A 21,504-nucleotide genomic window follows, 5' to 3' on the forward strand; every position below is an offset into this window, starting at 1 on the left:
GCCGATGCGGTGAGCGGGTCGCCGGCTCATGGCAGGCGGCGCAGCTCCTCCTCGACCGCCTTGGCCTCCTCCACCCGGCCGGTCCGCCCCAGCAACTCGGCCCGAGCGGCGAGCACCTCCCGCAGCAGGCTCCGCTCTGGCCCGGACGCTTCCCGCCACAGGCTCTGACCTGCCCCCGATACCTCCTTCAACAGGCCCCGCTCCGCTCCCGACAGCTCCCGCAGCAGGTCGGCGGCGACGCGCAGGGCGGCGTCGGCGGCGTCGTCCCTGCCCAGCTCCTGCTGGCAGAAGCCGAGCCGGGCATGCGCCACCGCCCTGCTCAGCCCGTCCCGCGTCACCTGCGTGCTGCGGTGGAAGACGAGCCCCGCCTCCAGCGCCCGGCCCGCCTCCATCAGCGCGTCGCCCAGCATGAGCATGGCCCGAGACAGCAGCCCCGCCTGCATCGGGTTCCCCGGCGAGAACCGCTCCAGCGCCGCCACCGCCTCCCGCAACGGCTGGATCGCCTCCGCCGCCAGGTCCCGCACCCGCAACGCCGACGCCAGCGCGAGGCAGGCACCCGCGCGGCTGGTGTGCAGGGCCTGCGCGTTCATGCCGGTGGTCAGCAGCTCGTCGTAGATCGCGATCGCCTCCCGCGCCCGTGCCTCGGCCTCCGCCCCGCCGTCCAGCCGCAACAACGGCATCATCTCCGAGCTCTGCGCCAGCGAGTCGGCCAGGATCGCCCGGTGCGTCAGATCGCCCGGCGCCCGCCTGGCGACCGGAATCAGCCCCTCCACCAGCTCATTCGCGGCGACCAGCTCACCCAGCATCATGTGACACCTGGCCAGCCGCTGCGTGGCCAGCGCATGTTTCACGGTGCCCGGCTCATACCCGTTTGTGGCGGTACGTGCGTACTCGACGGCCTCCTGCGGACGACCGGCGGCCAGGAGATCGTCCGCGATCAGAGCGGCCGTCTCGGCGGCGGCCAGCGGCTCCCGCAGCTCACCGAACAGCCGCAGAGCCTCCACGAGGTGCGCCATCGCCTCCCGCTCCCGCCCGAACGTCCGCAACACCCGCCCTCTGACCTGGACCGCCCGCGCCCGCACCCGCCGCACCTCACTCCACTCGCCCACCTCCCCCCAGCCGGCCTTCTCATCCCAGCCCGCCTCGCCGAGCTTCCCTTCGCCCGCTTCCCGCCCCTCGCCGAGCTCTCCGTCGCCTGCCCCCCGCCCCTCGGCCCGCTCGCCCCCGGCCTCTTCCTCCGTCTCGGCGCGGTCCAGCTCGGCCAGCGACCAGGCGATGGCCTCCAGTGCGGCTTGAGGTCGATCGAGCGCGGCCAGGGTGGAGCCGAGCTGGGCGTAGACGGCGGCGGCGATGGCCGGATCCTCCAGCTCGTCACAGAGATCGGCGGCCCGCTCGCAGTGAGCCAGCGCCTCAACGGCCCGCCCCCGGTCGAGCAGTTCAGCGGCGTAGCGGTGCAGGGCTCCGGCGAGCATCCGGCCCTGACGCCCACCGGCCGCGCCGGCGGTCTGGGCCTGCTGCTGGGTGAGCAGGTCGATGGCCTGCTCCAGCGTGGCGAGCCGGTCCTGACCCGCGCGGTCCTGGGCGATGGGCAGGGCGGACAGCGCGGCGAGGGCCGAGGCGAGGGCCTGACGGTAGGCGGGCGAGACGGAGGCGAGGCCCCGGCAGACGCGCACGGCCAGCTCGGCGATCGCGACGGCGCTCGCGGTGTCACCCGCCCGGGCGGCCTCACCGCCGAGCCGTGCCAGGCACCGCACGTACCGTTCGTGCGTCTCCGGCGCGCCGCTGACCGCAACCTCCCGCTCCAGCACCTCGGTGAACGCCGTGAGCGGCCCCACCAGCCCTTCCACCACATCGGCAGCGGCACTCCTCGCCCCCGCAGCAACCCCTGCGGCGTCACCCTCGAACCTTGCAGCCACTCCCGCAACCCCGTCCGGACCCGCGAGCCGGGCCAGCTCCTCCAGGACGGTGTCGAGCACCGGCGGACCGGGCAGCGGCCGGAGGCCGAGGATCTCGGCGTACAGGGCGATCGCCGCGACCGGCCCCTCCTCCTCCACCCGCATCCGAGCCAGCCGCACCAGCGCCAGCAGGTGCACACCGACGAGATCGTGCGGCACGGCCTGTAGCCCGGCCATCGCCGCGGTCCCGGCGGCCAGCCGATCCTTGGCGGCGTCACTCTCGTGCAGCTCGGCCAGGCACAATCCCGCCAACTCCAGGCAAGTGGCGGCGAGCAGCCGCTCCTCGCCGGTGGACGGCACGGGCGGGAGGCCGCCGGACGGTGATGGGAGAGGGTCGCCGGACGCGGCCGGGAGAAGGTCGAGCGCGCGCGTGACCGACTGAAGCGCGCCGTCCGGATTCTGCCTGGTGAACCGGATGCCACCCTGCAGTCGCAGCACGTAAGCCAGAGCCAGGGGAGGCTCGGCGCGTTCGGCCACCAGCCGTTCGCACAGCTCGACCACCCGGCTCGCCGCCGCCTCCGCCTCGGACGGGCAGGCGGCGTGCGACAGGGCGACGGTCTCCAGGACCATCAGCCGGGCCAGCTCGGTACGGAACTCCTCGCTCGCCCCGGCGTGCGGCTCGTAGGACTCGATGGCCGTGAGCAGGTGCGGGATGGCCTCCTTGTGCCGCCCGAGCCCGACGAGCGAGCGCCCGAGCGCCGCGGCGACCATGCCGACGGCGATCGCGTGCGGCCGTTCGGGCGCGGCGTGCCGTTGCAGCAGCTCGGCCGCCTGCATCGCCAGCACGAACGCGTCCGCGGCCCGCCCCGCGTCCGCCCATGCCCGGGCAAGCGTGGCCTGTGCGGACAGGTACGCATGAATCCGCTCGATCCCCGGCGTACCAGCGCTCTCGACCGCTTTCCCGCACTCGCCGAGCCGCCGCTCCGCCCGTTCCACCGCCTCCTGAGGCCGGCTCACCGACGGCAACCAGGGCTCCTCAGCCGGCCGGTCGGGCCGCTGGGCGGTCTCCAGGCGGCTGCGGGCCTCGTCGCGGCGGGCCAGGTACGACGCGTCCCCGAGAGCCAGCACGTCGTACAGCTCGGCGGCGATCTCCAACTGCGTCAGACCGTCGGCGGTCCTGCCCAGCTCGTCCAGGCAGAGCCCGAGCAGCCACCGGCCCCTGGCCTGCGTCGCCGTGCGCCGCTCCGCCGCCACGGCCATCGCCTCCTGGAGCGGGGCGAGCCCCTCCTCGGGACGATCGTCGATCAGCAGCAGCTCACCGAGATCGAGAAGCTGCTCGGCGAGTGCAGGGCGGTGCTCGTCAGGATCGAGCGTGACGAGGGCCCGCAGATTCCGTACGGATTCGGCAGCCGAACGCACGGCGGCGTCCGCATCCTCCATACGGGCGTGCAACCGGCCCAGCACGGCCGCAGCCGACGCCAGCATGGCCCGCAACCCCGGCTCCTCAGCGGCCAGGCCCCGCAGCCGCACGACGGCCTCACCAGCCGGAACCCGAGCCTCGGCCGACCTCCCGTGCGCCTCCAGCCATGTGGCGGCCAAGTGCAGGTGGTGAGCGACGTTCTTGCTGGTGGGGGCGATGCTCCTGACCGCCGACACGGCAGCGACACCCAGACAGGCAGCCAGTTCGGGCAGCACAGAGGCAACCTCGCCTCCCTCGAACGGGGTTATGGGCCCCGGCGACTGCACCGAAGAGGTGCCCGCATCGTCGTGGGCCGGGGGAGAACCCGCTCGCCCGCCGGACACGCCCGCCACCTGCGACGCGCCCGCCGAGGGGGATGCGCCCGCCAGGGGCGATGCGCCGGCCAGCGGAGATGTGCCCGCCGAGGGCGGCGCACCAGCTCGGGGCGGGCCACCGGCTGAGAACGGCGCCCCGACCAGGCCCGGGGGATCGCCCGAGCCGGGCAGCACGGACAGGATCGCGCGCAGATAGGACGCGAACTCGGCGCTCCCGCCCGCCGCCTCGAACGCCTCCACCGCCTCACCCAGCCGCCCCAGCTCCAGCAGCGCGCAGGCCGCGTTGTAGTGCGCCCTGGCAGCGTGCCCGGCGTAGCGCGGATCCTCCTCGGCCAGGATCCGGTACCGGGCCGCCGCCTCCTGCGCGGGCTTGAACGCCCCGCCCGCCTCACCACCGAGCAGGAGGCACGCCCCCAGCCCGAACAGCGCCTCAGCCCGCCCGGCCGCCTCCTCGTATGGGGGAGCACCCGCATACGTCTCCACGGCCTCCGCCGCCGCGACAACCGCCTCCCCGGCCCGGCCCACGGCGGCCAGCCCACCCGACAGCCACGTCAACGCCCTGGCCAGCGCAAGCCGCCCACCGCTGCCCCGCCGATGCTGCACGGCCAGCTCAGCCAACGTCACCCGCAGCGCCCGACACCCCAGCCCCGCCTCCCGCCCCTCCACCCCATAGGGCCGCACAACCACGTCCGACCGGTCCGCTTGGCCCGCTCGGTCCGCTTGGCCCGCTTGGTCCGTTTGGCCGGGCAGTGAGGCTGCGGTCTCGGCGAGTTGCGGGTCACCCGGGAACAGCAGGAGCGCGGCGCTGAGCGCGTCCCCGAGTCCACTCGCCGGGTGCGACTCGGCCTCCGCGACCAGCTTGCCCATGCGGCTGGCGACCAGCGACCACAGTGCCGCCCTGACCGGCTCCGTGCCGGCCGACAGCCGCAGGACGTCCAGCATGCGTACCAGGTGATGAACCGTGCGGCCCTCGTGGTCGTGCACGGCGAGCACGAGCGCATCCAGGTCCTCGGTCTCCGCCAGGAACCGCTCGGCCACCGGCCCCGGCCCGAGCGAGGCGAGCCGCCCGCCCTGCGGCTGGTCAGGGGAGCTCGGGAAGAGCCGCGCCAGCCAGCGGGCCGTGGTGAGGGTGCCGGTGTGGGAGGAGGGCGCACCGTTCGGGGTGCGAAGCTTCGGAACGGCGGTCAGCAGGCCGGGAAGCTCGGCCGGGGTGGGCGCGGTGAGCGTGAGCACCGCCACCGCCTGCCGCGCCGCCACCCCGCCCAGAGGCTCCTCACCCTCCGGCCAGACCCGCTCCCACTGGCCCTGCTCACGCGCCAGAAACCGCCCGACCAGCCCACCACCACCGCCCTGCCAACCCGCCACCATCGCACCCGCAGCCGGTCGGCCTGCCATCGTGCCCGCCGCGTCGCCCGCGGTCGGCCCGCCCATCGCTGTGCCGGAAGCGTCGCCCATCGCCGGGTCCGCAGGCGTTTCAGGAGCCGTTCCGGCCGGTGAGTCCCCGTCGCACAGCCGCAGCAGTGCGGCCAGGTGGACGTGCAGGGGCAGGCCGTACTCCGGGTCGTCGAGGCGTGGCGGGGTGGGGAGGGCGGCGCGGCTCGGGGCGAACGCCTTCATGGCCGCGAGCGCGTGCTCGCTCCGCTCGGCGAGCGTGAGCGGATGGGCGTTGAGCTGCACGGTCGTCGTGTTGAGCCGCCTGAGCCAGCCGCCCGCCGCCGTGTCCAGCCGCCGCCACCACTCGGCCTCGCCGGGCCCGCGAGCCAACAGCAGGAGCCGTACGCGGGGATTGTGGCCGTGCTTGGCCAGCCGCCGCACCAGCTCACCCACCACAGGCGGCGACGCCTCGGGCCCGTCGACCACGATCAGGGTGGGCCGCAACGCATCGAGCGTCACCGCACCGCCGGCCGCAGCACCGCCGGGAAGCCCGCCGGCCGCATCACCGCCGGGAAGCCCACCGGAGGCAACGCCAGCCAAAAGCCCGCCGGACGCATAGCGCGCCGCAAGTTCCCCCGACAAAAGCCTCGTCAACGCGTCCATGGGCAGGAATCCGGCGTCCCATCCAGCCTCGGCCAGCTCCACGCACAACTCGCCCGCGAGCCGCGTCTTCCCCGTCCCGCCGCGCCCGCTCAGCACCGCGATCGACAGCGGGCCGGGCTCGGCGGCCCAGGCGCGCAGCGCGCCCAGCTCCTCCTCCCGTCCCAGGAACGGCACCACCGCGTGCCGCGCCATCAGCAGCGCCCAGTCGGGGCAGTCCTGCGGCAGCCGTTCGCGGGCGGGGACGAGCAGGGCGGGCAGGGCCACCGAACGTTCGAGCTCGGAGACGGTCTCCAGCGGCCCGGGAGGCACCCCCGCCAGCTCGCGGAAGCGCGGGTCGCTGAGTAACGCGGTCACGGGGACGGCGTCGAGGCGGCGCAGCGCGTACCCGCTGGGAGCGGGGGTGGCCACGCCGATGAGCTGGCCGGCGGGCTCGGCGAGCAGTGCGGCGCCCGCCATGCCCTGCCACAGCGAGATGGGCGTCGCGTCGAGCTCGGGGGACAGCACGCTCACCGTGAGCACTCTCGACACCGCGCTGGTCGGCGGGCTCACCAGGCCGGACAGCGTCTCCGCGGCCCGCACCCCGCCCTGCCGGCCGCCCCACGGCCCGCTCTGATCGCCGTCTCGTTGTCCCTCATGCTCGCCGACCCACCGCGCGCCATGCTCGCCGACCCACCGCGCGCCATGCTCGCCCTGCTCGCCGCCCCGCGCGAAGCCACGGGCCGCGCAGCGGACGCGGTAGGAGCCGCCGCCCGCCACCCTGGCCCAGCGGTTGTGCTCGATGCCGGGCAGCGCGGCCCAGGCCGCCTCCGCGACCCGCAGCAGCACCGCGCCGGTGCTGCCGCGTCCGCGCCACACCGGCTCGGCGGGCAGCCGGCGGCCGGACCATGAGGGACGTACGTGACAGGGCGAGCCGGTCTCCACCACGCACCCGGCGGTCAGCACGAGGTCGGCACCGACCGCGTACCCGGAGCCGGTCACACCGACGAGGCCGTCATGACCGGAGAAGACCTCGACGACCCGCTCGGGCCCGAGGCGGTGTGGTGGCGTGTCCATGGGTCCGCTACCTGTCAGCTACGTGTGGAAGAGCCCCCGATCAGCGCCTGATCTCCTCTTCACTATCGCACCCGGGACGGGAAATTTCGCGGCTTGTCAGGCCTTCTCGGTCGTGAGCCAGGCCGCGAGTCCCAGGTACACGACGCCGCTCCCGACGTCCAGCCGCCGCCGCGCGCGGGCGGAGCTGCGGACGCGTCCGGCGAGGGCGGAGGCGAGCATTGCGTACGTGCCGTCCGACGCCATGCCGAGCAGCAGCCACACGAGGCCGAACACGAGGATCTGCGGCCCGACGGGCCCGGCGGCGGGGTTGGTGAACTGGGGCAGGAACGCCAGGAAGAAGATCGCGGTCTTGGGGTTGAGGACGTTCACCACGAAGCCCTCCCAGAACAGCCGCCGCTTCGACTGCACCTTCAGCTCGACGATCTCCTCGCCGCCGCCCTTGTTGAGCAGCTTGCGCAGGCCGAGCCACAGCAGGTAGGCGACGCCCACGTACTTGACGATCGTGAACGCGGTGGCCGAGGCCGCCAGCAGCGCGCTGATGCCGAGCGCGGCGGCGGCGATGTGGACGATGGAGCCGGTGTGGATGCCGAGCACGGAGATCAGGCCAGCCGTGCGACCTTGGGAGACGCTCCTGGTGACGATGTAGAGCACGGCGGGACCGGGCACCACCAGCAGCCCGAGCGTGGCCGCACAGAAGACGGCGAGTGTCGAAATATCCGGCATGTGGCAATCGTAGGACCGCCGTCAAAGGCTTTCCGGGCGCTTCCGGCGGGCCCGATCAGAGGCTTTCGCGTAGGGCCGAGAGCAGGGCCGCGGTGGCCGGCGGGTGGGGTTGCTCGCCGTAGACCGCCGCGTACACGTGCCGCGTGGACCCCGGCACCTCCGCCACCTCGACGTCCGGATGCCGGTGCGCCGCCAGCGCCAGCCCCGGCAGCATGGTCAGCCCCAGCCCGGCCGCCACCAGCGCCTGCACGGCCACGATGTCGTCGCTGGTGAACGCGATGCGCGGCTCGAACCCGGCCTTGTCGCAGATGTCCAGCAGGTGGCTGCGGCACCGGTCGCACCCGGCGATCCAGGAGGAGTCGGCGTGGTCGGTCAGCGCGCCCGGCGTGGTGCTGGACACGAGGTAGCTGGGGTCGTCGAGGAGGTGGACCATGTGGATGCCGGTGTCCTCGGGGGCGGTGTCGTCGTACCGGAAGATGACCGCCACGTCGATCCGGCCGGCGCGCAGCAGCCGCAGCGCCTCGGGCGGCTCGGTCTCCATGAGCTGCAGGTGCAGGCCGGGGTGCGCGCGGGCCAGCAGCCCGACCGCCTTCGGGATGAACGTGCCCAGCGCGGACGGGAACGCCGCCAGCCGCACCCGCCCGGAGCGCAGCCCCACGTGCGCGGCCAGCTCTTCGGCGGTGGCGTCGAGCCGGCCGATGATGTCGGAGGCCCGCTCGGCGAGCAGCCGGCCCGCCTCGGTGAGCCGGATGCCGCGCCCGGCGCGCTGGATGAGCTTGGCGCCGGTCTCGGCTTCCAGCCGGGCCAGGTGGTGGCTGACCGAGGGCTGGGAGTAGTGCAGCTCCTTGGCCGCCGCGGTCAGCGACCCCTTGCGGGCCACGGCGACGAGCACGCGCAGACGTACGACATCCAGCATCCATCAATCGTATCTATGGGTGGGCCAGAGAACTTCTGTTGGACCTATCGTTCGAAATGCAGGACCGTAAGAGGGGAAGGCAGATTACTGATTTTCCCTGGGGGGATACCATGGATATGGCCACCACCACCATCGCCAGGCCAGGGCTGGAGCCGATCGTCTCGGGCGTCTCCGAGGTGGTCGCCCGCCGCCTCGACGCCCACGAGACCGCGCTCGCCGTCGCCGCCCTGCTCAGGGAACGCCTCCCAGGGCTCGACGTCCTCACGCCGCAGGAGCGCGCCGGCTCCCCCGACCGGTACGTCTCCCACGTCCTCCACGCGGAGGAGGACTTCTCGGTCGTCGGCGTCGTCTGGCGTCCCGGCCAGGACACGGTGATCCACGACCACGTGTCGTGGTGCACGTTCGGGATCCTCAGCGGCATCGAGTACGAGACGCTCTACCGCGACATGGGCGACCACCTGGTGGAGATCGGGCGGGCCGAGAACCGTCCGGGCGAGGTCAGCGGCTTCGCCCCGCCCGGGGACATCCACAAGGTCCGCAACACCAGCTCGGAGACGGGCGTGTCCCTGCACATCTACGGGGCCGACGTGAGCAGGCTCGGCAGCAGCGTGCGCCGCGTCTACGACCTGCCGGTCCGATGAGTTCCGAACGCCTCCCCGGTCTGTTGGTACGACAGCCGATCCGAGGGAGCGACCATGGAACCCACCACGGAGCTGGACGCCCGCTTCAGCGCCGAGAACGCCACCGCCACCCCCTGGGCCGAGGCGCGTGAGCAGCTTGAGGGTGCCGAGACGTACTGGCTGAGCACCGTACGCACTGACGGCCGCCCGCACGTCACCCCGCTGATGGCCGTCTGGCAGGACGACGCGCTGCACTTCTGTACGGGAGCGGAGGAGCAGAAGGCCAGAAACCTGGAGTCCAACCGCAACTGCGTCCTCACCACGGGCTCCAGCTCCCTGCGCCAGGGCCTCGACCTGGTCGTGGAGGGTGTGGCCGAGCGCGTCACCGACCCCGGCCGGCTCAAGCGGCTGGCTGATGCCTGGGAGGCCAAGTACACCGCCGAATGGCACTTCGACGTGGGCGACGGGGTGTTCGTGAACGGCTTCGGGGGAGAGGCCCTGGTGTTCGCCGTGGCCCCGGCCAAGGTGCTGGGCTTCCGCAAGGGCGACTACGCCCAGACGCGGTGGCGCTTGCGCTAGACGCGTCGGCACGGTCCGCTCCGAGCATCCACCACCGGACAGATGCGAAAGAAAAGTTGCGCAACTTTCCTTTCGCATCTACGGTGGAGACATGTCCTCCGCCGAGCAGACCCACCGCGTCAAGGACCTCGACACGCTCAAAGCTCTGGGCCACCCGCTGCGCATCAAGCTCTACCGCGCGCTCTACTTCGCGGGCACGGCGACCGCCTCGCAGCTGGCGGAGAAGGTCGGCGAGGCCGTGTCCCTGGTCAGCTACCACCTGCGCAAGCTGGCCAAGCACGGCATCATCGAGGAGGTCGAAGGGGGCGGTGACGCCAGGGAGCGGTGGTGGCGTCCGGTCATGACCAGCATCTCCACCACCGACGAAGACTTCCGCGACGCCCCCGAGCGCAACGCCGTCCACACCGCCGTCTCACGCCTGTACGCCCGGCAGCGCGGCGAGCTGTACGAGAGCTACCTCGACACGAAGGCCACCTGGAGCGACGACTGGCGCGACTCCGCCTTCTCCAGCGAATCCCTGATGCCGCTCAGGCCGGAAGAGCTCAGTTCCCTGCGCGATGAGCTCGCCGAGGTGGTGCGCGGCTACCGTCTGCGCGCCGAGGCGGCGCGGGCCGCGGGCGACACGGAGGGGCGCGAGAACGTGGCGGTGCAGACCTACGGTTTCCCGTTCCGAACCTGACCGGCAGGAAGCGAGGCTCCTCCATGCTGCATCCCGACTTATACCTGTTTGTCGAGCACGTAAGAGCTGGTGAACTGCAGGCCAAGGCCGCCCACGACCGCCAGGCCCGCAACTGGATGGCCCGCGACCGGATGGCGCGCGCCCGGGAGGCGTCCGGCGACATGGCTCGTGACTGGCCTACCCGTGACTGGCCTACCCGTGACTGGTCTACCCGCGACTGGCCTGTCGGCTACCGCCCGGGTTCGCCCATGATGCGCCGGCTGCGTTCCGGAGCTCGCGCGTGGGGGCGGCGCGTCGGCTGGATGCTGGTTGAGGTGGGCCTACGTCTGGTCGCACGTCACTGACCCTGCTGGTCGGACGTCACTGGCCGAGTGCATCGGACGTGGCTAGGGTCGCATCAGACAACGTTCGCCCCGACGGGGCGCGAGTGATGATCTTTATGGTACGTTCAGTGTCGCCGTGCAGTACCGCGCATTCGAGGAGGTGAGTCCGATCAACGCTGTGACAGGTCGGGGCTCCCTCCTTCGCATGGCCTAGGGAGCGCCCGCGAAGGCATTCCCGAAAGGCTTGAAACGCTGATGCGCTTCACCTCCCAGACGTCGTCGGACGGCGTCACCGAGCAGTTCTTCACCCTCGGCGAGATCCCCGGCGTGTTGTGGACGCCGGAAGACGCTCGCGGGGCTCGTCCCCTGATTCTGCTGGGCCATGGCGGCGGGCAGCACAAGACGGCCCCTGGCAACGTGTCCCGCGCGCGTCGCTACGCCGCCGCTGGTTTCGCGGTCGTCGCGATCGACGCGCCCGCTCATGGCGACCGCCCCAAGGACGAGGGGTTCGACCGGATCGTGGCCGAGCTGCGGGCAGGCATGGCGGCCGGTGAGAATCCGGGCGCGCTGGTCGCCGGCATGCACAGCTATCTGGCCGGTCAGGCCGTCGCCGACTGGCAGGCGGTCCTGACCGCGGTCCAGCGTCTCGACCGGGTCGGCGCCGGCCCGGTGGGCTACTGCGGCATGTCGATGGGTTGCGGGCTCGGCATACCGCTCATCGCCGCAGAGCCCCGGATCCGCGCCGCGGTGCTCGGCCTGCTCGGCGTACAGGGGCTGGCCGAAGACGCCGCGCGCATCACCGTCCCGGTGCAGTTCCTGCTGCAGTGGGACGACCAGATGGTGCGGCGGGACCAGGGCCTGGCCTTGTTCGACGCCCTGGCCTCGGCTCACAAGACGCTGCACGCCAACCCTGGCAAGCACGGGGATGTGCCGTCGTTCGAGGAGGACAACTCGCTGAGGTTCTTCACCCGGCATCTGAGCTGACACGAGATCGCAGTGCTCAGCGCGCTGGGCCGGAAGAGGTGCCTGGGGCGCTGGGCCGGAAGAGGTGCCTGGGGCGCTGGTCCGGAAGAGGTGTCTGGGGCGCTGGTCCGGAAGCAGTGCCCGGGGCGCTGGTCCGGAAGCAGTGCCCAGCGCGCTGGGCCGGAAGCCGTTTCCGGCCAGCGCTCGGTCCGCAGTGTTCGGCCTGGCCGAGTGGGGGACGGAGCGCGAGAGATCGATGACGACGAGGGAAGGCGCTGTCGCGCATCATCCGGCGCGGCAGCGGGCCGGTGGCGACCGGGCGGTGGTCGCGGATGGTGCTGCCGTCGGCCCGCAGGGCATGTCGGGGGCGAAGATCACGCATGTGGGGCGTCATCGGCCCAGTTGGTGGTGCATGGCGACCGCGTCTCTGATGGCCCAGTGCTCGACGATCCTGCCGTCCCTTACCCGGATCATGTCGATGCCTCGCACCTCGTAGCTGCGTCCCGTCGCCGTGTGCGTGCCGCGGCTGATGTAGATGTTGGACGACAGCTCGCCGTCCGTCACGTTCCGCTCGACCTCTACCGACACGTCGTGGAAGCCGGTTTCGCCGGACATCGCCCGCTCCCACTTCTGCCGCCACGCCTCCAGGCCATGGTGGTCGCCTTCCGTGCCGCCCCGGTGGTCGATCACGTCGGGGTCGATCAGGGCCAGTGCCTCGTCCATGCGTCCGGTCGCGAGCATCTGGGGGTAGAGCTCGACGATCCGGCGATGCAGCTCTCCAGCGGTCATGGCCGCGCCTCCATCTCCGTGCGGCTAAGTGGGGGGCTCCCCACTTACGTGGCTGGGCTACTCTAAGTGGGGGGTACCCCACTTAGCAAGGAGAGAGATGCGAGCGGACGCTCAGCGCAACCGTGATCTGCTCGTGGCTGCGGCGGTGCAGGTGTTCGCGGAGCGCGGCACCGACGCCCCGCTCGACGACGTGGCCCGCCGGGCCGGGGTCGGGAACGCCACCATGTACCGGCACTTTCCCACCCGCTCCGACCTCCTGCTCGCCGTCTACGCCGACGAGGTGAGCCAGCTCTGCACGAGCGCCGAGACGTTGCGCGAGGAAGCGGCCTCGCCGCAGGAGGCGCTGCACGAGTGGCTGCGGCTGTTCATGGACCACGTCGCCACCAAACCGGACCTGGCCCTGGCCGACCCCGCCCAGGTCGCCGACTGGCATCGCGCCATGCTGACCGCCGCCTCGTCCCTGTTGGCGGACGCCGTACGCGCCGAAGCCGTACGGGCCGACCTGGACGTACGGGACCTGCTCACCCTGGTCAAGGGCATCACCCTGGCCGCGGAGAACCGGGACCAGGCCGAACGCCTGCTGTCGCTGGTGAACTGGGGGTCGTGATCAGGGCCCGTCGCCCGCCCGATCCACGCTCCGCGCGCCCGATCCAGGTTCCGGTCCCTGGGCTCACGTTCCGGGTGCCCGGCCCGCGCTCCGGGTGCCCGATCCAGGTTCCGGTCCCTGGGCTCACGTTCCGGGTGCCCGGCCCGCGCTCCGGGTGCCCGATCCAGGTTCCTGGGCGCTCCGCCCGCGTTCCGTGCGCCTGATCCACCTTCTCGGGCGCACGGCGGGTGTCTGATCCGCGTTCCGGACGTCCGGCGCACGTTCCCGGGCCCGGGCACCGGCAAGCCCACCGTTGCGCCGGAACCGTCCACCACCTTCACCCCCATGGAGTGGGAATCGTCGGGATCGAGGCTGGTGGCGCCGGTGTTCGTGGCGTTCTCGCCCACCCCCGTGCCGGGCCAGGGCGAGGCGTTCGCCCGGCTGTCGTGTCGCAGGTCCCGCGTCTCGGATGCTTGCCGTCACGACGCGAGTAAGCGCCACGGACGGTGGCGGCGGTTGCGTGTTGGTGCGTCGATCAGGGGGCCTCGAAGGCGGCGAGGTGGTCGCGGACCCAGGTGGCGAACGTGCGTGGTGCCCGTCCCAGCACCCGTTCCACATCGTCGGTGAGCCGGGCGTTGCCGCCTGCGGCCACCGTTCTGGCGCCGCTGACGGCGACGTCGGCGAAGGTCGGGTCGACGCCGGCGGCGAGCAGGCGTTCGCGGTAGACGTCGAGGGGGACGTCCACCGTTTCCAGGGGACGTCCGAGCACCTGGCCCACCGTTCGCACCATGTCGGGCAGGCTGAGCAGTTCCGGCCCGGTGAGCGTCAGGATCTCTCCCGTGTGCTCGCCGGACGTCAGCGCCCGCACCGCGACCTCCGCCACATCCCGGGGGTCGATGACGCCCTGCTCGCCGTCGCCGGTCATGTTCGGGATGGGTCCGTTGCCGAGGAAGGGCCAGCGCAGGGCGTTGGAGGCGAAGCTGGAGGGGCGCAGTATCGTCCACTCCAGGTCGCTGTCCCAAAGGGCGCGCTCCCCGGGCAGGTGCCAGTCGCCGACCTCGGCGCCGGCCCGCTCGCCCGTGCCGATCGCCGACACCTTCACCACCCGCCGCACGTCCCGCGCCGCGGTCAGCATGGCCTCGTCGTGGCGGGGCATCCACGGCCCCGGAGCGCTGAGCAGGAAAAGGGTCTCGGCGCCGCGTGCCGCCTCCGCCAGGGAGTCCGGGTCGTCGAAGTCTCCTCGTGCGAACTCGACGCCCGCCCGCGCGGGCACCTCCGGCGGCTTCCGCGTCATCGCGCGCACCCGCTCACCCCCGGCGGCCAGCAACCGGACCACCTCACTGCCGATCGTGCCCGTGGCACCCGTGATCAGGATCATGTGGTTCAGCGTGGCAGCGGGCCCACCTGCGCCTATAGGAACTTCCGGCACCATTTGTACGGTAGGGGCATGAGCACCGAGGCCCCCATCGACGTACCGGAGCGGCTGCGGGCGCTGGTCAGCCAGGTGACCGTGCTGAGGAGCGGCGACCGGCGACCCCTCGTACGCGTCCCGGACCCGGACACCTCGCTCCTCTACCGCAGGACCGCCGCCGGGCACGCCGACCTCCTGGTGGCCGGCCCGCGCACCCGCGCCACGTACCACGTGGGCAAGGACATCCCTCTCTGCATCAGGATCCGGCTGCGTCCGGGGGCGGCGCGGCCGCTGTTCGGGGTGGCGGTCGGCGAGCTGGTCGACCGCGTCGTCCTCCTGGAGGAGCTTTGGGACGACGCCCCGCCCGCCCCCACCGGCGGCTCCGCCCGCATCCTCCGACACCTCGAAACCGCCCTGCTGCGCAGGCTCGCCGCCCGGTCCTCGTCGGAGGTGGCGCGGGGCGAGCTGGTACGCGCGGCGGCCGAGGCCCTGGAGGGCCACCCCGGACGGCGCCGCGAGCCCCTGCCCGCCCTCGCCAGGCGGCTGGCGGTGAGCGAGCGTCATCTGCGGGACGTGTTCGCCGACGGGGTCGGGCTGCCGCCCAAACGGTTCGAGCGCATCGGGCGGGTACGGTCGGTGCTCGCCCAGGGGCGCCGGGCGCCGTGGGGGCAGCTCGCGGCGGCGGCCGGCTACTACGACCAGTCGCACATGACGGCCGAGTTCCGCGACCTGATGGGCGTCACCCCCGGCGCCTTCTTCGCCGGCCGCCTGCCGACACTCGAAGCCTGCTGAACAGACCGGGACCCGGGCGGGGTGCCCACGATGGCCGGCCATGATGGTGTACGGGCGCTGCCCGCCGCCCGCTTCATGGCCTCCGGCTACATCGCGGCGATCCACGAGGCGGCCTGCGGATCGTGGGCTGTCACGAGCCCCGCTGCGGCAAGGTGCCCGGCGGCCACGGCGGCCCCCTCGCCCAGGAGCGCTGCCCGGAGGCGGCGGCCGCGGCCTACGAGGACACCCCCGCCCTGATCATCTGGCATCTGCGGCGACCGAAGGAGCCCGTTCCGAGCCGAGCCGCCGCAGCTCCGGCGCCGCCCAGGTGACGGCGACGACGGCGACCGTGGTGAGCAGCCCGCCCGCGCAGATGACCAGGCGGTGGTCGAGGACGGCGGTGGCGGCGCCGTGCAGCAGGTTCGCGAGGTGCGGGCCGCCGAACAGCACCACGGTGAGCGATCCCTGGATCCGGCCGCGCAGGGCGTCGGGGGTGTGGGCCTGGGTGATGGCGTTCCTGAACGTGCTGAGGACGAAGTTGACCGCACCCCCGAGCACCAGCGCCACCAGGGCGAGCCAGAGCTGCGCGGCCAGCCCGAGGAGCACGACGGTGAGCCCCCACGCGGCGGCGGCGCCCGCCATGAGGGCGCCGTGGCGGCGGGCACGCGTGAACGTCCCCGACAGCAGCCCGGCCGCGAACACCCCGGCCGGATAGGCGGCGTAGAGCAGCCCGAGTTCGGGGCCGCCGCCGGGCGTTCCGCCGAAGGTGTGCTGGGCGAGCTCGGGGAACAGGGCGCTCGGCATGCCGAACACCATGGCCGCCAGGTCCACCAGCAGCACCGCCACCAGCAGCCGGCTGGCCGCCAGGTACCGGAGACCGGCGGTCCGCCTCGCGGGGCCGGGGGTGGGCGGCAGGGGCGGCAGCTTGACGACCGCCCACACGACGGCCAGCAGGGCGAGGGCGTCGCACAGGTACAGCGTGCCGAGCCCGGTCACCGGGATCAGCACCCCGGCCAGCACCGGCCCGGCGATCGAGCCGGCGTACCGGGTGAGGGAGCTGAGGCTGTTCGCGGCGGGCAGCAGCTCGGCCGGGACGAGCCGGGGCACCGCGGCGCCCATCGTCGTCATGATCGCCCCGAGCGACAGGCCCTGGCAGGCGACCAGCACCAGCAGCAGGGGCACGAAGCCCGGGCCCAGGACGGCCAGCGCCCACAACGCCACGTACGTCACCGCGAGGCCGCAGTGCGCCACCAGCAGCACCATCCGCCGGTCCCGCACGTCGGCCACGGCGCCGGCCCCCAGCGACGCCACGACCAGCGCCACGAACGACACCGCCCCCGCCACGCCCACCACCACCGACGACCCGCTCACCGTGAACAGCTGCGCCGGCACGGCCACCCCGCCGAACGAACCCCCCACCGCCCCCACCACCGAGGCCACCCACAGCCGCCGGAAGGCGGGGATCGCGAGCGGGCGCCGATCGACGACGTAGGCCCCGAACGGCCTCCTCACGCCCGGCTCCCCTCCTGTGAGGCGTCCGCACTGCGGCGTCCGTTCGACGAGAGGTTCGCGCTGTGACGTCCGTTCGGCGAGAGGTTCGCGTTTCGGCGTCTGTCCGGCGAGAGGTTCGTGCTTCGGCGTCCGTCCGGCGAGAGGATTGCGCTTCGGCGTCCGTCCCGCGAGACGTTCGCACGCCGACGCGCGGGCGGCGGGATGCTCACGACCCGCCCCCCGCACCCGGCGTCGTCTCCAGGCTCACCACATCGGCGACCACGCACGCCACGTTGTCCGGCGCCCCAGCCGCATATGCCCGCGCGACCAGCTCGTCCAGCACCTCCTGCGGAGCGCCGGGCCCGGTCAGCACCTCCCGCAGCGCGTCGGCCGGCACGACCGCCGACAGCCCGTCGGAGCACAGCATGTACCGGTCCCCGGCCGCCGCGTCGTGCAGCGCCAGTTGGGGCCGGACGCCGCCCGTTCCGGTCAGCGCCCGCGCGAGCAGCGCCCGCCGCGGGTGCGAGGCCGCCTCCTCCGCCGTCAGCCGCCCCTCGTCCACCAGCGCCTGTACGTACGTGTGGTCGTGGGTGATCTGGAACAGCTCCCCGTCACGTACGAGGTACGCCCGCGTGTCCCCGATGTGCACCAGCGCCAGCCGCGACCCCGACCACAGCAGCGCCGTCAACGTGGTGACCGCCTCGCCCGACGGCGCCGACGCGGCGATCTCCTTGAGCGCCCGGTCGGCGTCACCGACCGCGTCCGCGAGGGCGCCGAGCAGGTCCTCGGCGGGGACGGTCATGGTCTCCAGCGGCTTGAGCGCTTCGACGGCCGCCGCGCTGGCCAGGTCGCCGCTCGACCCGCGTACCCCGTCGGCCACGGCGAGCAGGCGCGGGCCGGCGTAGGCGGTGTCCTCGTTGCTCGTGCGGCCCAGCCCGGACTCCGACCGGGCGGCGTACCGGATCCCCAGCAGGCTCGACGTCTCCTCCACCGTGCTGCCCCTTCCCGACAGGTAGTCGACGAGGAACGTCGCCAGTTCCTCCCGCGCGGCGGTTTCGGCCAGCACCTGCTCCCAGTAGGCGGCGATCTCGCCGGCCGCCGCGCCCGGCGGCAGGTCGCACACCCGCCGGATCCGCGCCAGCGGCATGCCGAGCCGCCGCAGCCAGGCGATCAGCCGCGCCTGTTCCAGCTGGTCGGGGTCGTAGAGCCGGTACCCGGACTCGCCGTCCACGGCGGCGGGCCGCAGCAGCCCGAGCTCGTCGTAGAGCCGCAACGCCTTGGGCGACAACCGCGCCGCCCGCGCGAACGCCCCGATCGTCAGCAGCCGCACCGCTCCTCCTCACCCCGCCGGTACGGACGATGGTGCGGCTTCACCCAGGGGGAAGGTCAACACCCGACCCCACCAGTGACGTACGTCACTGTCACAGGATCCGGGCGGCCGGCATCTCCATGTGCGTCAAGAGGCCGCGCTCACGAAGGCGCGGCCCACGAGCCCCACCAGTGAGGACGCTGCCATGGAACCCCGTTTCGACATGTTCGCCAACGCGCTCGGCGCCAAGATCAGCAAGCGGCTCTACAACGTCAGCCTGGCCATCGAGCAGTCCCCACTCCCCAAGGCCACCCAGAACCTGATGATGGTGCGCGCCAGCCAGATCAACGGCTGCGGTTTCTGCGTCGACTTCCACACCAAGGAGGCCACGGCCGCCGGGGAGAGCGCGGTGCGGCAGAACCTCGTGGCGGCCTGGCGCGAGACCACCGTGTTCACGGACGCGGAGCGGGCCGCGCTCGCCCTCACGGAGGAGGGCACCCGCCTCGCCGACGCCCACCAGGGCGTCTCCGACGAGACGTGGGCGCAGGTCCGCGAGCACTACGACGACGATCAGATCGCCGCGCTGGTGTCGCTGGTCGCCGTGATCAACGCGGCCAACCGGATGAACGTGATCGTCCGCAACCAGGGCGGCTCGTACGAGCCTGGCATGTTCAGCGGCATGTCGAGCTGAGTCGTCCGTCCAGTCCTGCGTATCGAGCACATGGATCTTGACTGGGCCGACCTGGCTGCTCTACGCCTGTGTGCATGGCACTGGGAATGTTGGGGGCACTCGGTGGGACACAGGGCGGTGCCGCACAATTGCCACAGCTTGCTCGTGCCCGAGACGGCGGCACGGGTACATGAGGTGTTCGCGGATCTACTCGATACGCCGGATGGATGAATCGCGCTGCGCACGGCCGCGCATATTCTGGGGCGTGTAGAGGATCATGGCGAGCCGCAACCTGCAGTCCGCAAGCTCGCGCGTCGGCTTCTCGAAACAGTGGAGAGGCGGTAGTGGTGCTGCTGACGCGGCTTGATGTCCCTCATCCTCCGGATGGCTGGCCCGCCGCTCTCCCCGTGGTCCGTCACCTTGAGATGCATGGGCTGGTCTTCACCGAGCAGGTGACCTTCCTGGTAGGTGAGAACGGATCAGGAAAGTCCACCTTGATAGAGGCGATCGCCGACGTGTGCGGCATCAACTCGGAGGGTGGTAAGGCAGGCACCAAGTACGCGTCGACCGGGATGCCGTCGCCACTCGGGGAGGCGGCTGAGGTCGAACTCACCGCGTTGGGGATCGAGTTGCTGCGCGGCCCTCGGCGCAGACGGCGGGGGTTCTTCTTCCGCGCCGAGACGCTTTTCAATCTGGCTCGGAACGTGTCCGGGCTGCCCGGGTTCTGGGAGGACGACCTTACGGCGCAGTCTCACGGCGAAGGGTTCTTCACCGTTCTCGACCGGATGGTGTCCGGGCCGGGGCTCTACCTGATGGACGAGCCGGAGGCGGCCCTGTCGTTTCGCTCCTGCCTTCGCCTGCTCTATCTCATGCACCAGGTTGCGCGTGAGGGCGGCCAGATCATCTGCGCGACGCACTCGCCGATCCTGGCCAGCCTGCCGGGAGCGCAGATCGTCGAACTGGGTGAGAACGGCATTCAGAACGCCACGTGGGAGGATCTTCAGCTGGTGGATGACTGGCGGCGTTTTCTCGCCAAGCCGGGTTCTTATCTGCGGTATGTGCTGGAGAGCGACTGATCGTGACATGGCGGCTGGGGTGGGGGATCGGACGGCCGGCTCGGTAACCGGTGATCCAAGGGGGTGGGTGAGAGCGCCTGGGTCGCGCCGTAAGGCGCCTTGTTGGGGGCGTCTGAGCTGAAGTGCGCGGAGCGCTCCCGGGGCGAAGTCCGTGGTTCGGGGCGGGCCAGAGACGGCCCGCCCCGGTGACGGGTAACGGGTGGGGGGCGAGGGCCGGCCTACCTCACACACCCCCACGGCTGATGCGAAGGACCTCATACCCCGAGGGCTGAAGGAAGGCTGAGCTCCTGGAGGAACAGGGCCTCCGTTGTGGCGACTCGCCGGAGTTCCTCCAGGTCCACCCGCTCGTTGGGCGCGTGGATGGCCGCTTCCTCGTCCTCCGCCCCGAACAGCAGGATCTCGGCGGCGGGGAACTGCCGGAGGAGGGTGTTGACGAGGGGGATGGAGCCGCCGGCGCCGACGTCGCGGGGTGGGCGGCCGAAGGCGCGTTCCATGGCGCGGTTGAGGGCGGCGCGGGCCTTGCCGCCGGAGTCGGCCTGGTAGCCGGAGCCGACGGTGAAGTCGCCGAAGGCGACCTGGACGCCCCAGGGGGCGACTTGGCGGAGGAATTCGACGACGGCGTTGACGGTGGTCTTGGGGTCGCCGGCGGGGGGGACGCGGACGGTGACGCGGGCGCGGGCGGCCGGCTGGACGGCGTTGACGGCGCCGGACACGGTGGGGACGTCGAGGCCGGTGACGGTGATGGCGTAGGAGGACCAGAGCCGGTCGGCGAGGGGGCCGGAGCCGACGAGGCTGACGCCGTCGAGGACGCCGGCGGTGCGCCTGAACTCCTCCTCGGACGGTCCTTGCCCGAGGAAGGTGCCGCGGGGCAGGCCGGGGACGCGGATGTCGCCGTTGTCGTCGTGCAGGGAGGTGAGCATGCGCATGAGGGCGGCGAGCGCGTCGGGGGCGGCGCCGCCGAAGGAGCCGCTGTGGACGGCTTCGCGCAGGGTGCGGACCTCGATGGTGAAGGCGGCCATGCCGCGCAGCGAGGTGGTGACGGCGGGGTCGCCGACGCGGGGGTTGCCGGTGTCGGCGACGACGATGGCGTCGGCGCGCAGCAGGTCGGGGTTGCGTTCGACGAACGCTTCGAGGCGGTCGCCGGCGTATTCTTCCTGGCCTTCGATGATGACCTTGATGCCGACGGGGAACCGGCCCTGGAAGGTGCGCAGGGCGGTGATGTGGGAGATGATGCCGGACTTGTCGTCGGCGGTGCCGCGCCCGTAGAGGCGGCCGTCGATGAGGGTGGGCTCGAAGGGCGGCGTACGCCATGCGGCCGGGTCCCCCGCCGGCTGCACGTCGTAGTGCGCGTACAGGAGCACGGTGGGCATGCCGGGCGGCGCGGGGGCCTCGCCGTAGACAGCGGGGAAGCTGCCTTCGACGGCGACCTGCTGGACGCGGGGCAGGCCGGTGGAGCGCAGCAGGTCCTCGGTCATGGCGGCGGCGGCGAACACGGGCTCTTCCGGGTGCCCGGGGAAGGCCACGGAGGGGATGGCGGCGAGCCGCTTCAGCTCCTCGACGGCCTGTGGCATCGCGGCAGCGACTGCGCTCTCGATCTGGTCTGGAGTCACGGAGGGTCCCCCGGTTGTTTTCACCTATTCACTGCGATTCGTCTCATTGGATCACACCGGCCCTGTGCTGCGGGAACGAGGTGCGGGGCGGTCTTGACCCGCGCGCTAATCTACCTGCGGATTTCGTTGCTGTTACATAGCGGATCTGCGGATCCCGATTTTCTTGCAGAGTGCTGCGACCGATTCGCTTGGCAAAGATGCAGGTGAAG

Annotated in this window: 17 protein-coding genes; 9 read left to right on the forward strand and 8 right to left on the reverse strand. The window is 72.4% G+C overall.

The genetic code is table 11. The features are described from left to right. Window positions 1-26: 26 nt before the first annotated feature. From HCN51_RS07515 to HCN51_RS07525, 3 genes are all read right to left on the reverse strand, one after another. On the reverse strand, window positions 27-6,779 hold the full coding sequence (locus tag HCN51_RS07515; RefSeq protein ID WP_168008137.1) for a tetratricopeptide repeat protein: 6,753 nt from the start codon (window positions 6,777-6,779) through the stop codon (window positions 27-29). A gap of 96 nt (window positions 6,780-6,875) precedes the next feature. Next, window positions 6,876-7,502, reverse strand: coding sequence for a LysE family translocator (locus tag HCN51_RS07520; RefSeq protein ID WP_168008139.1), 627 nt, complete (start codon window positions 7,500-7,502; stop codon window positions 6,876-6,878). Window positions 7,503-7,557: 55 nt separating this feature from the next. Then, window positions 7,558-8,418: a LysR family transcriptional regulator gene (locus HCN51_RS07525; RefSeq protein ID WP_168008141.1), complete on the reverse strand. Its 861-nt coding sequence runs from the start codon at window positions 8,416-8,418 to the stop codon at window positions 7,558-7,560. Between the two features lie 116 nt (window positions 8,419-8,534). On the opposite strand from HCN51_RS07525, the gene HCN51_RS07530 reads away from it, so the two are divergent. The 5 genes from HCN51_RS07530 to HCN51_RS07550 all read left to right on the forward strand — a co-directional run bounded on the left by HCN51_RS07530 (window position 8,535) and on the right by HCN51_RS07550 (window position 11,603). Continuing rightward, window positions 8,535-9,059 carry a cysteine dioxygenase family protein gene (locus tag HCN51_RS07530; RefSeq protein ID WP_240972588.1) on the forward strand — a complete coding sequence of 175 codons (525 nt, stop codon included), beginning with the start codon at window positions 8,535-8,537 and terminating at the stop codon, window positions 9,057-9,059. Window positions 9,060-9,113: 54 nt separating this feature from the next. Continuing rightward, entirely contained in the window at window positions 9,114-9,617 is a 504-nt protein-coding gene (locus HCN51_RS07535) for a pyridoxamine 5'-phosphate oxidase family protein (RefSeq protein ID WP_168008145.1), read from the forward strand. A 91-nt stretch (window positions 9,618-9,708) separates the two neighbouring features. Continuing rightward, complete coding sequence (locus HCN51_RS07540; RefSeq protein WP_168008147.1) at window positions 9,709-10,296, forward strand: ArsR/SmtB family transcription factor; 588 nt, start codon at window positions 9,709-9,711, stop codon at window positions 10,294-10,296. 23 nt (window positions 10,297-10,319) lie between these two features. After that, entirely contained in the window at window positions 10,320-10,640 is a 321-nt protein-coding gene (locus tag HCN51_RS07545; RefSeq protein WP_168008149.1) for a hypothetical protein, read from the forward strand. Window positions 10,641-10,874: 234 nt separating this feature from the next. Next, on the forward strand, window positions 10,875-11,603 hold the full coding sequence (locus tag HCN51_RS07550; protein ID WP_168008151.1) for a dienelactone hydrolase family protein: 729 nt from the start codon (window positions 10,875-10,877) through the stop codon (window positions 11,601-11,603). Between the two features lie 369 nt (window positions 11,604-11,972). Here the strand turns inward: HCN51_RS07550 and HCN51_RS07555 are convergent, their stop codons facing one another. Further along, on the reverse strand, window positions 11,973-12,371 hold the full coding sequence (locus tag HCN51_RS07555) for an ester cyclase (protein WP_080042774.1): 399 nt from the start codon (window positions 12,369-12,371) through the stop codon (window positions 11,973-11,975). Window positions 12,372-12,468: 97 nt separating this feature from the next. Between HCN51_RS07555 and HCN51_RS07560 the strand changes: the two genes are divergently transcribed. Further along, window positions 12,469-12,978, forward strand: a complete 510-nt coding sequence (locus HCN51_RS07560; protein WP_168008153.1) for a TetR/AcrR family transcriptional regulator — start codon at window positions 12,469-12,471, stop codon at window positions 12,976-12,978. 514 nt (window positions 12,979-13,492) lie between these two features. Here HCN51_RS07560 and HCN51_RS07565 read toward each other — a convergent pair. After that, a complete protein-coding gene (locus HCN51_RS07565) occupies window positions 13,493-14,335 on the reverse strand; it encodes an SDR family oxidoreductase (RefSeq protein WP_168008155.1) in 843 nt (280 codons plus the stop codon). A gap of 69 nt (window positions 14,336-14,404) precedes the next feature. On the opposite strand from HCN51_RS07565, the gene HCN51_RS07570 reads away from it, so the two are divergent. Further along, on the forward strand, window positions 14,405-15,160 hold the full coding sequence (locus tag HCN51_RS07570; RefSeq protein WP_168008157.1) for a helix-turn-helix domain-containing protein: 756 nt from the start codon (window positions 14,405-14,407) through the stop codon (window positions 15,158-15,160). Between the two features lie 237 nt (window positions 15,161-15,397). Here HCN51_RS07570 and HCN51_RS07575 read toward each other — a convergent pair whose 3' ends face one another. After that, complete coding sequence (locus tag HCN51_RS07575) at window positions 15,398-16,651, reverse strand: MFS transporter (protein WP_168008159.1); 1,254 nt, start codon at window positions 16,649-16,651, stop codon at window positions 15,398-15,400. A gap of 205 nt (window positions 16,652-16,856) precedes the next feature. Continuing rightward, complete coding sequence (locus tag HCN51_RS07580) at window positions 16,857-17,960, reverse strand: MerR family transcriptional regulator (protein WP_168008161.1); 1,104 nt, start codon at window positions 17,958-17,960, stop codon at window positions 16,857-16,859. Between the two features lie 184 nt (window positions 17,961-18,144). Between HCN51_RS07580 and HCN51_RS07585 the strand changes: the two genes are divergently transcribed. Beyond that, entirely contained in the window at window positions 18,145-18,630 is a 486-nt protein-coding gene (locus HCN51_RS07585) for a carboxymuconolactone decarboxylase family protein (RefSeq protein WP_168008163.1), read from the forward strand. Between the two features lie 323 nt (window positions 18,631-18,953). Next, a complete protein-coding gene (locus tag HCN51_RS07590) occupies window positions 18,954-19,685 on the forward strand; it encodes an AAA family ATPase (protein WP_346433566.1) in 732 nt (243 codons plus the stop codon). A gap of 254 nt (window positions 19,686-19,939) precedes the next feature. On the opposite strand, the gene HCN51_RS07595 is transcribed toward HCN51_RS07590, so the two are convergent. Beyond that, window positions 19,940-21,295 (reverse strand): M20/M25/M40 family metallo-hydrolase, encoded by a 1,356-nt coding sequence (locus tag HCN51_RS07595; protein WP_168008167.1) that lies wholly within the window; start codon window positions 21,293-21,295, stop codon window positions 19,940-19,942. Window positions 21,296-21,504: the final 209 nt, after the last annotated feature.

The organism is Nonomuraea composti (genome assembly GCF_012034275.1).
Classification (GTDB): Bacteria; Actinomycetota; Actinomycetes; order Streptosporangiales; family Streptosporangiaceae; genus Nonomuraea; species Nonomuraea composti.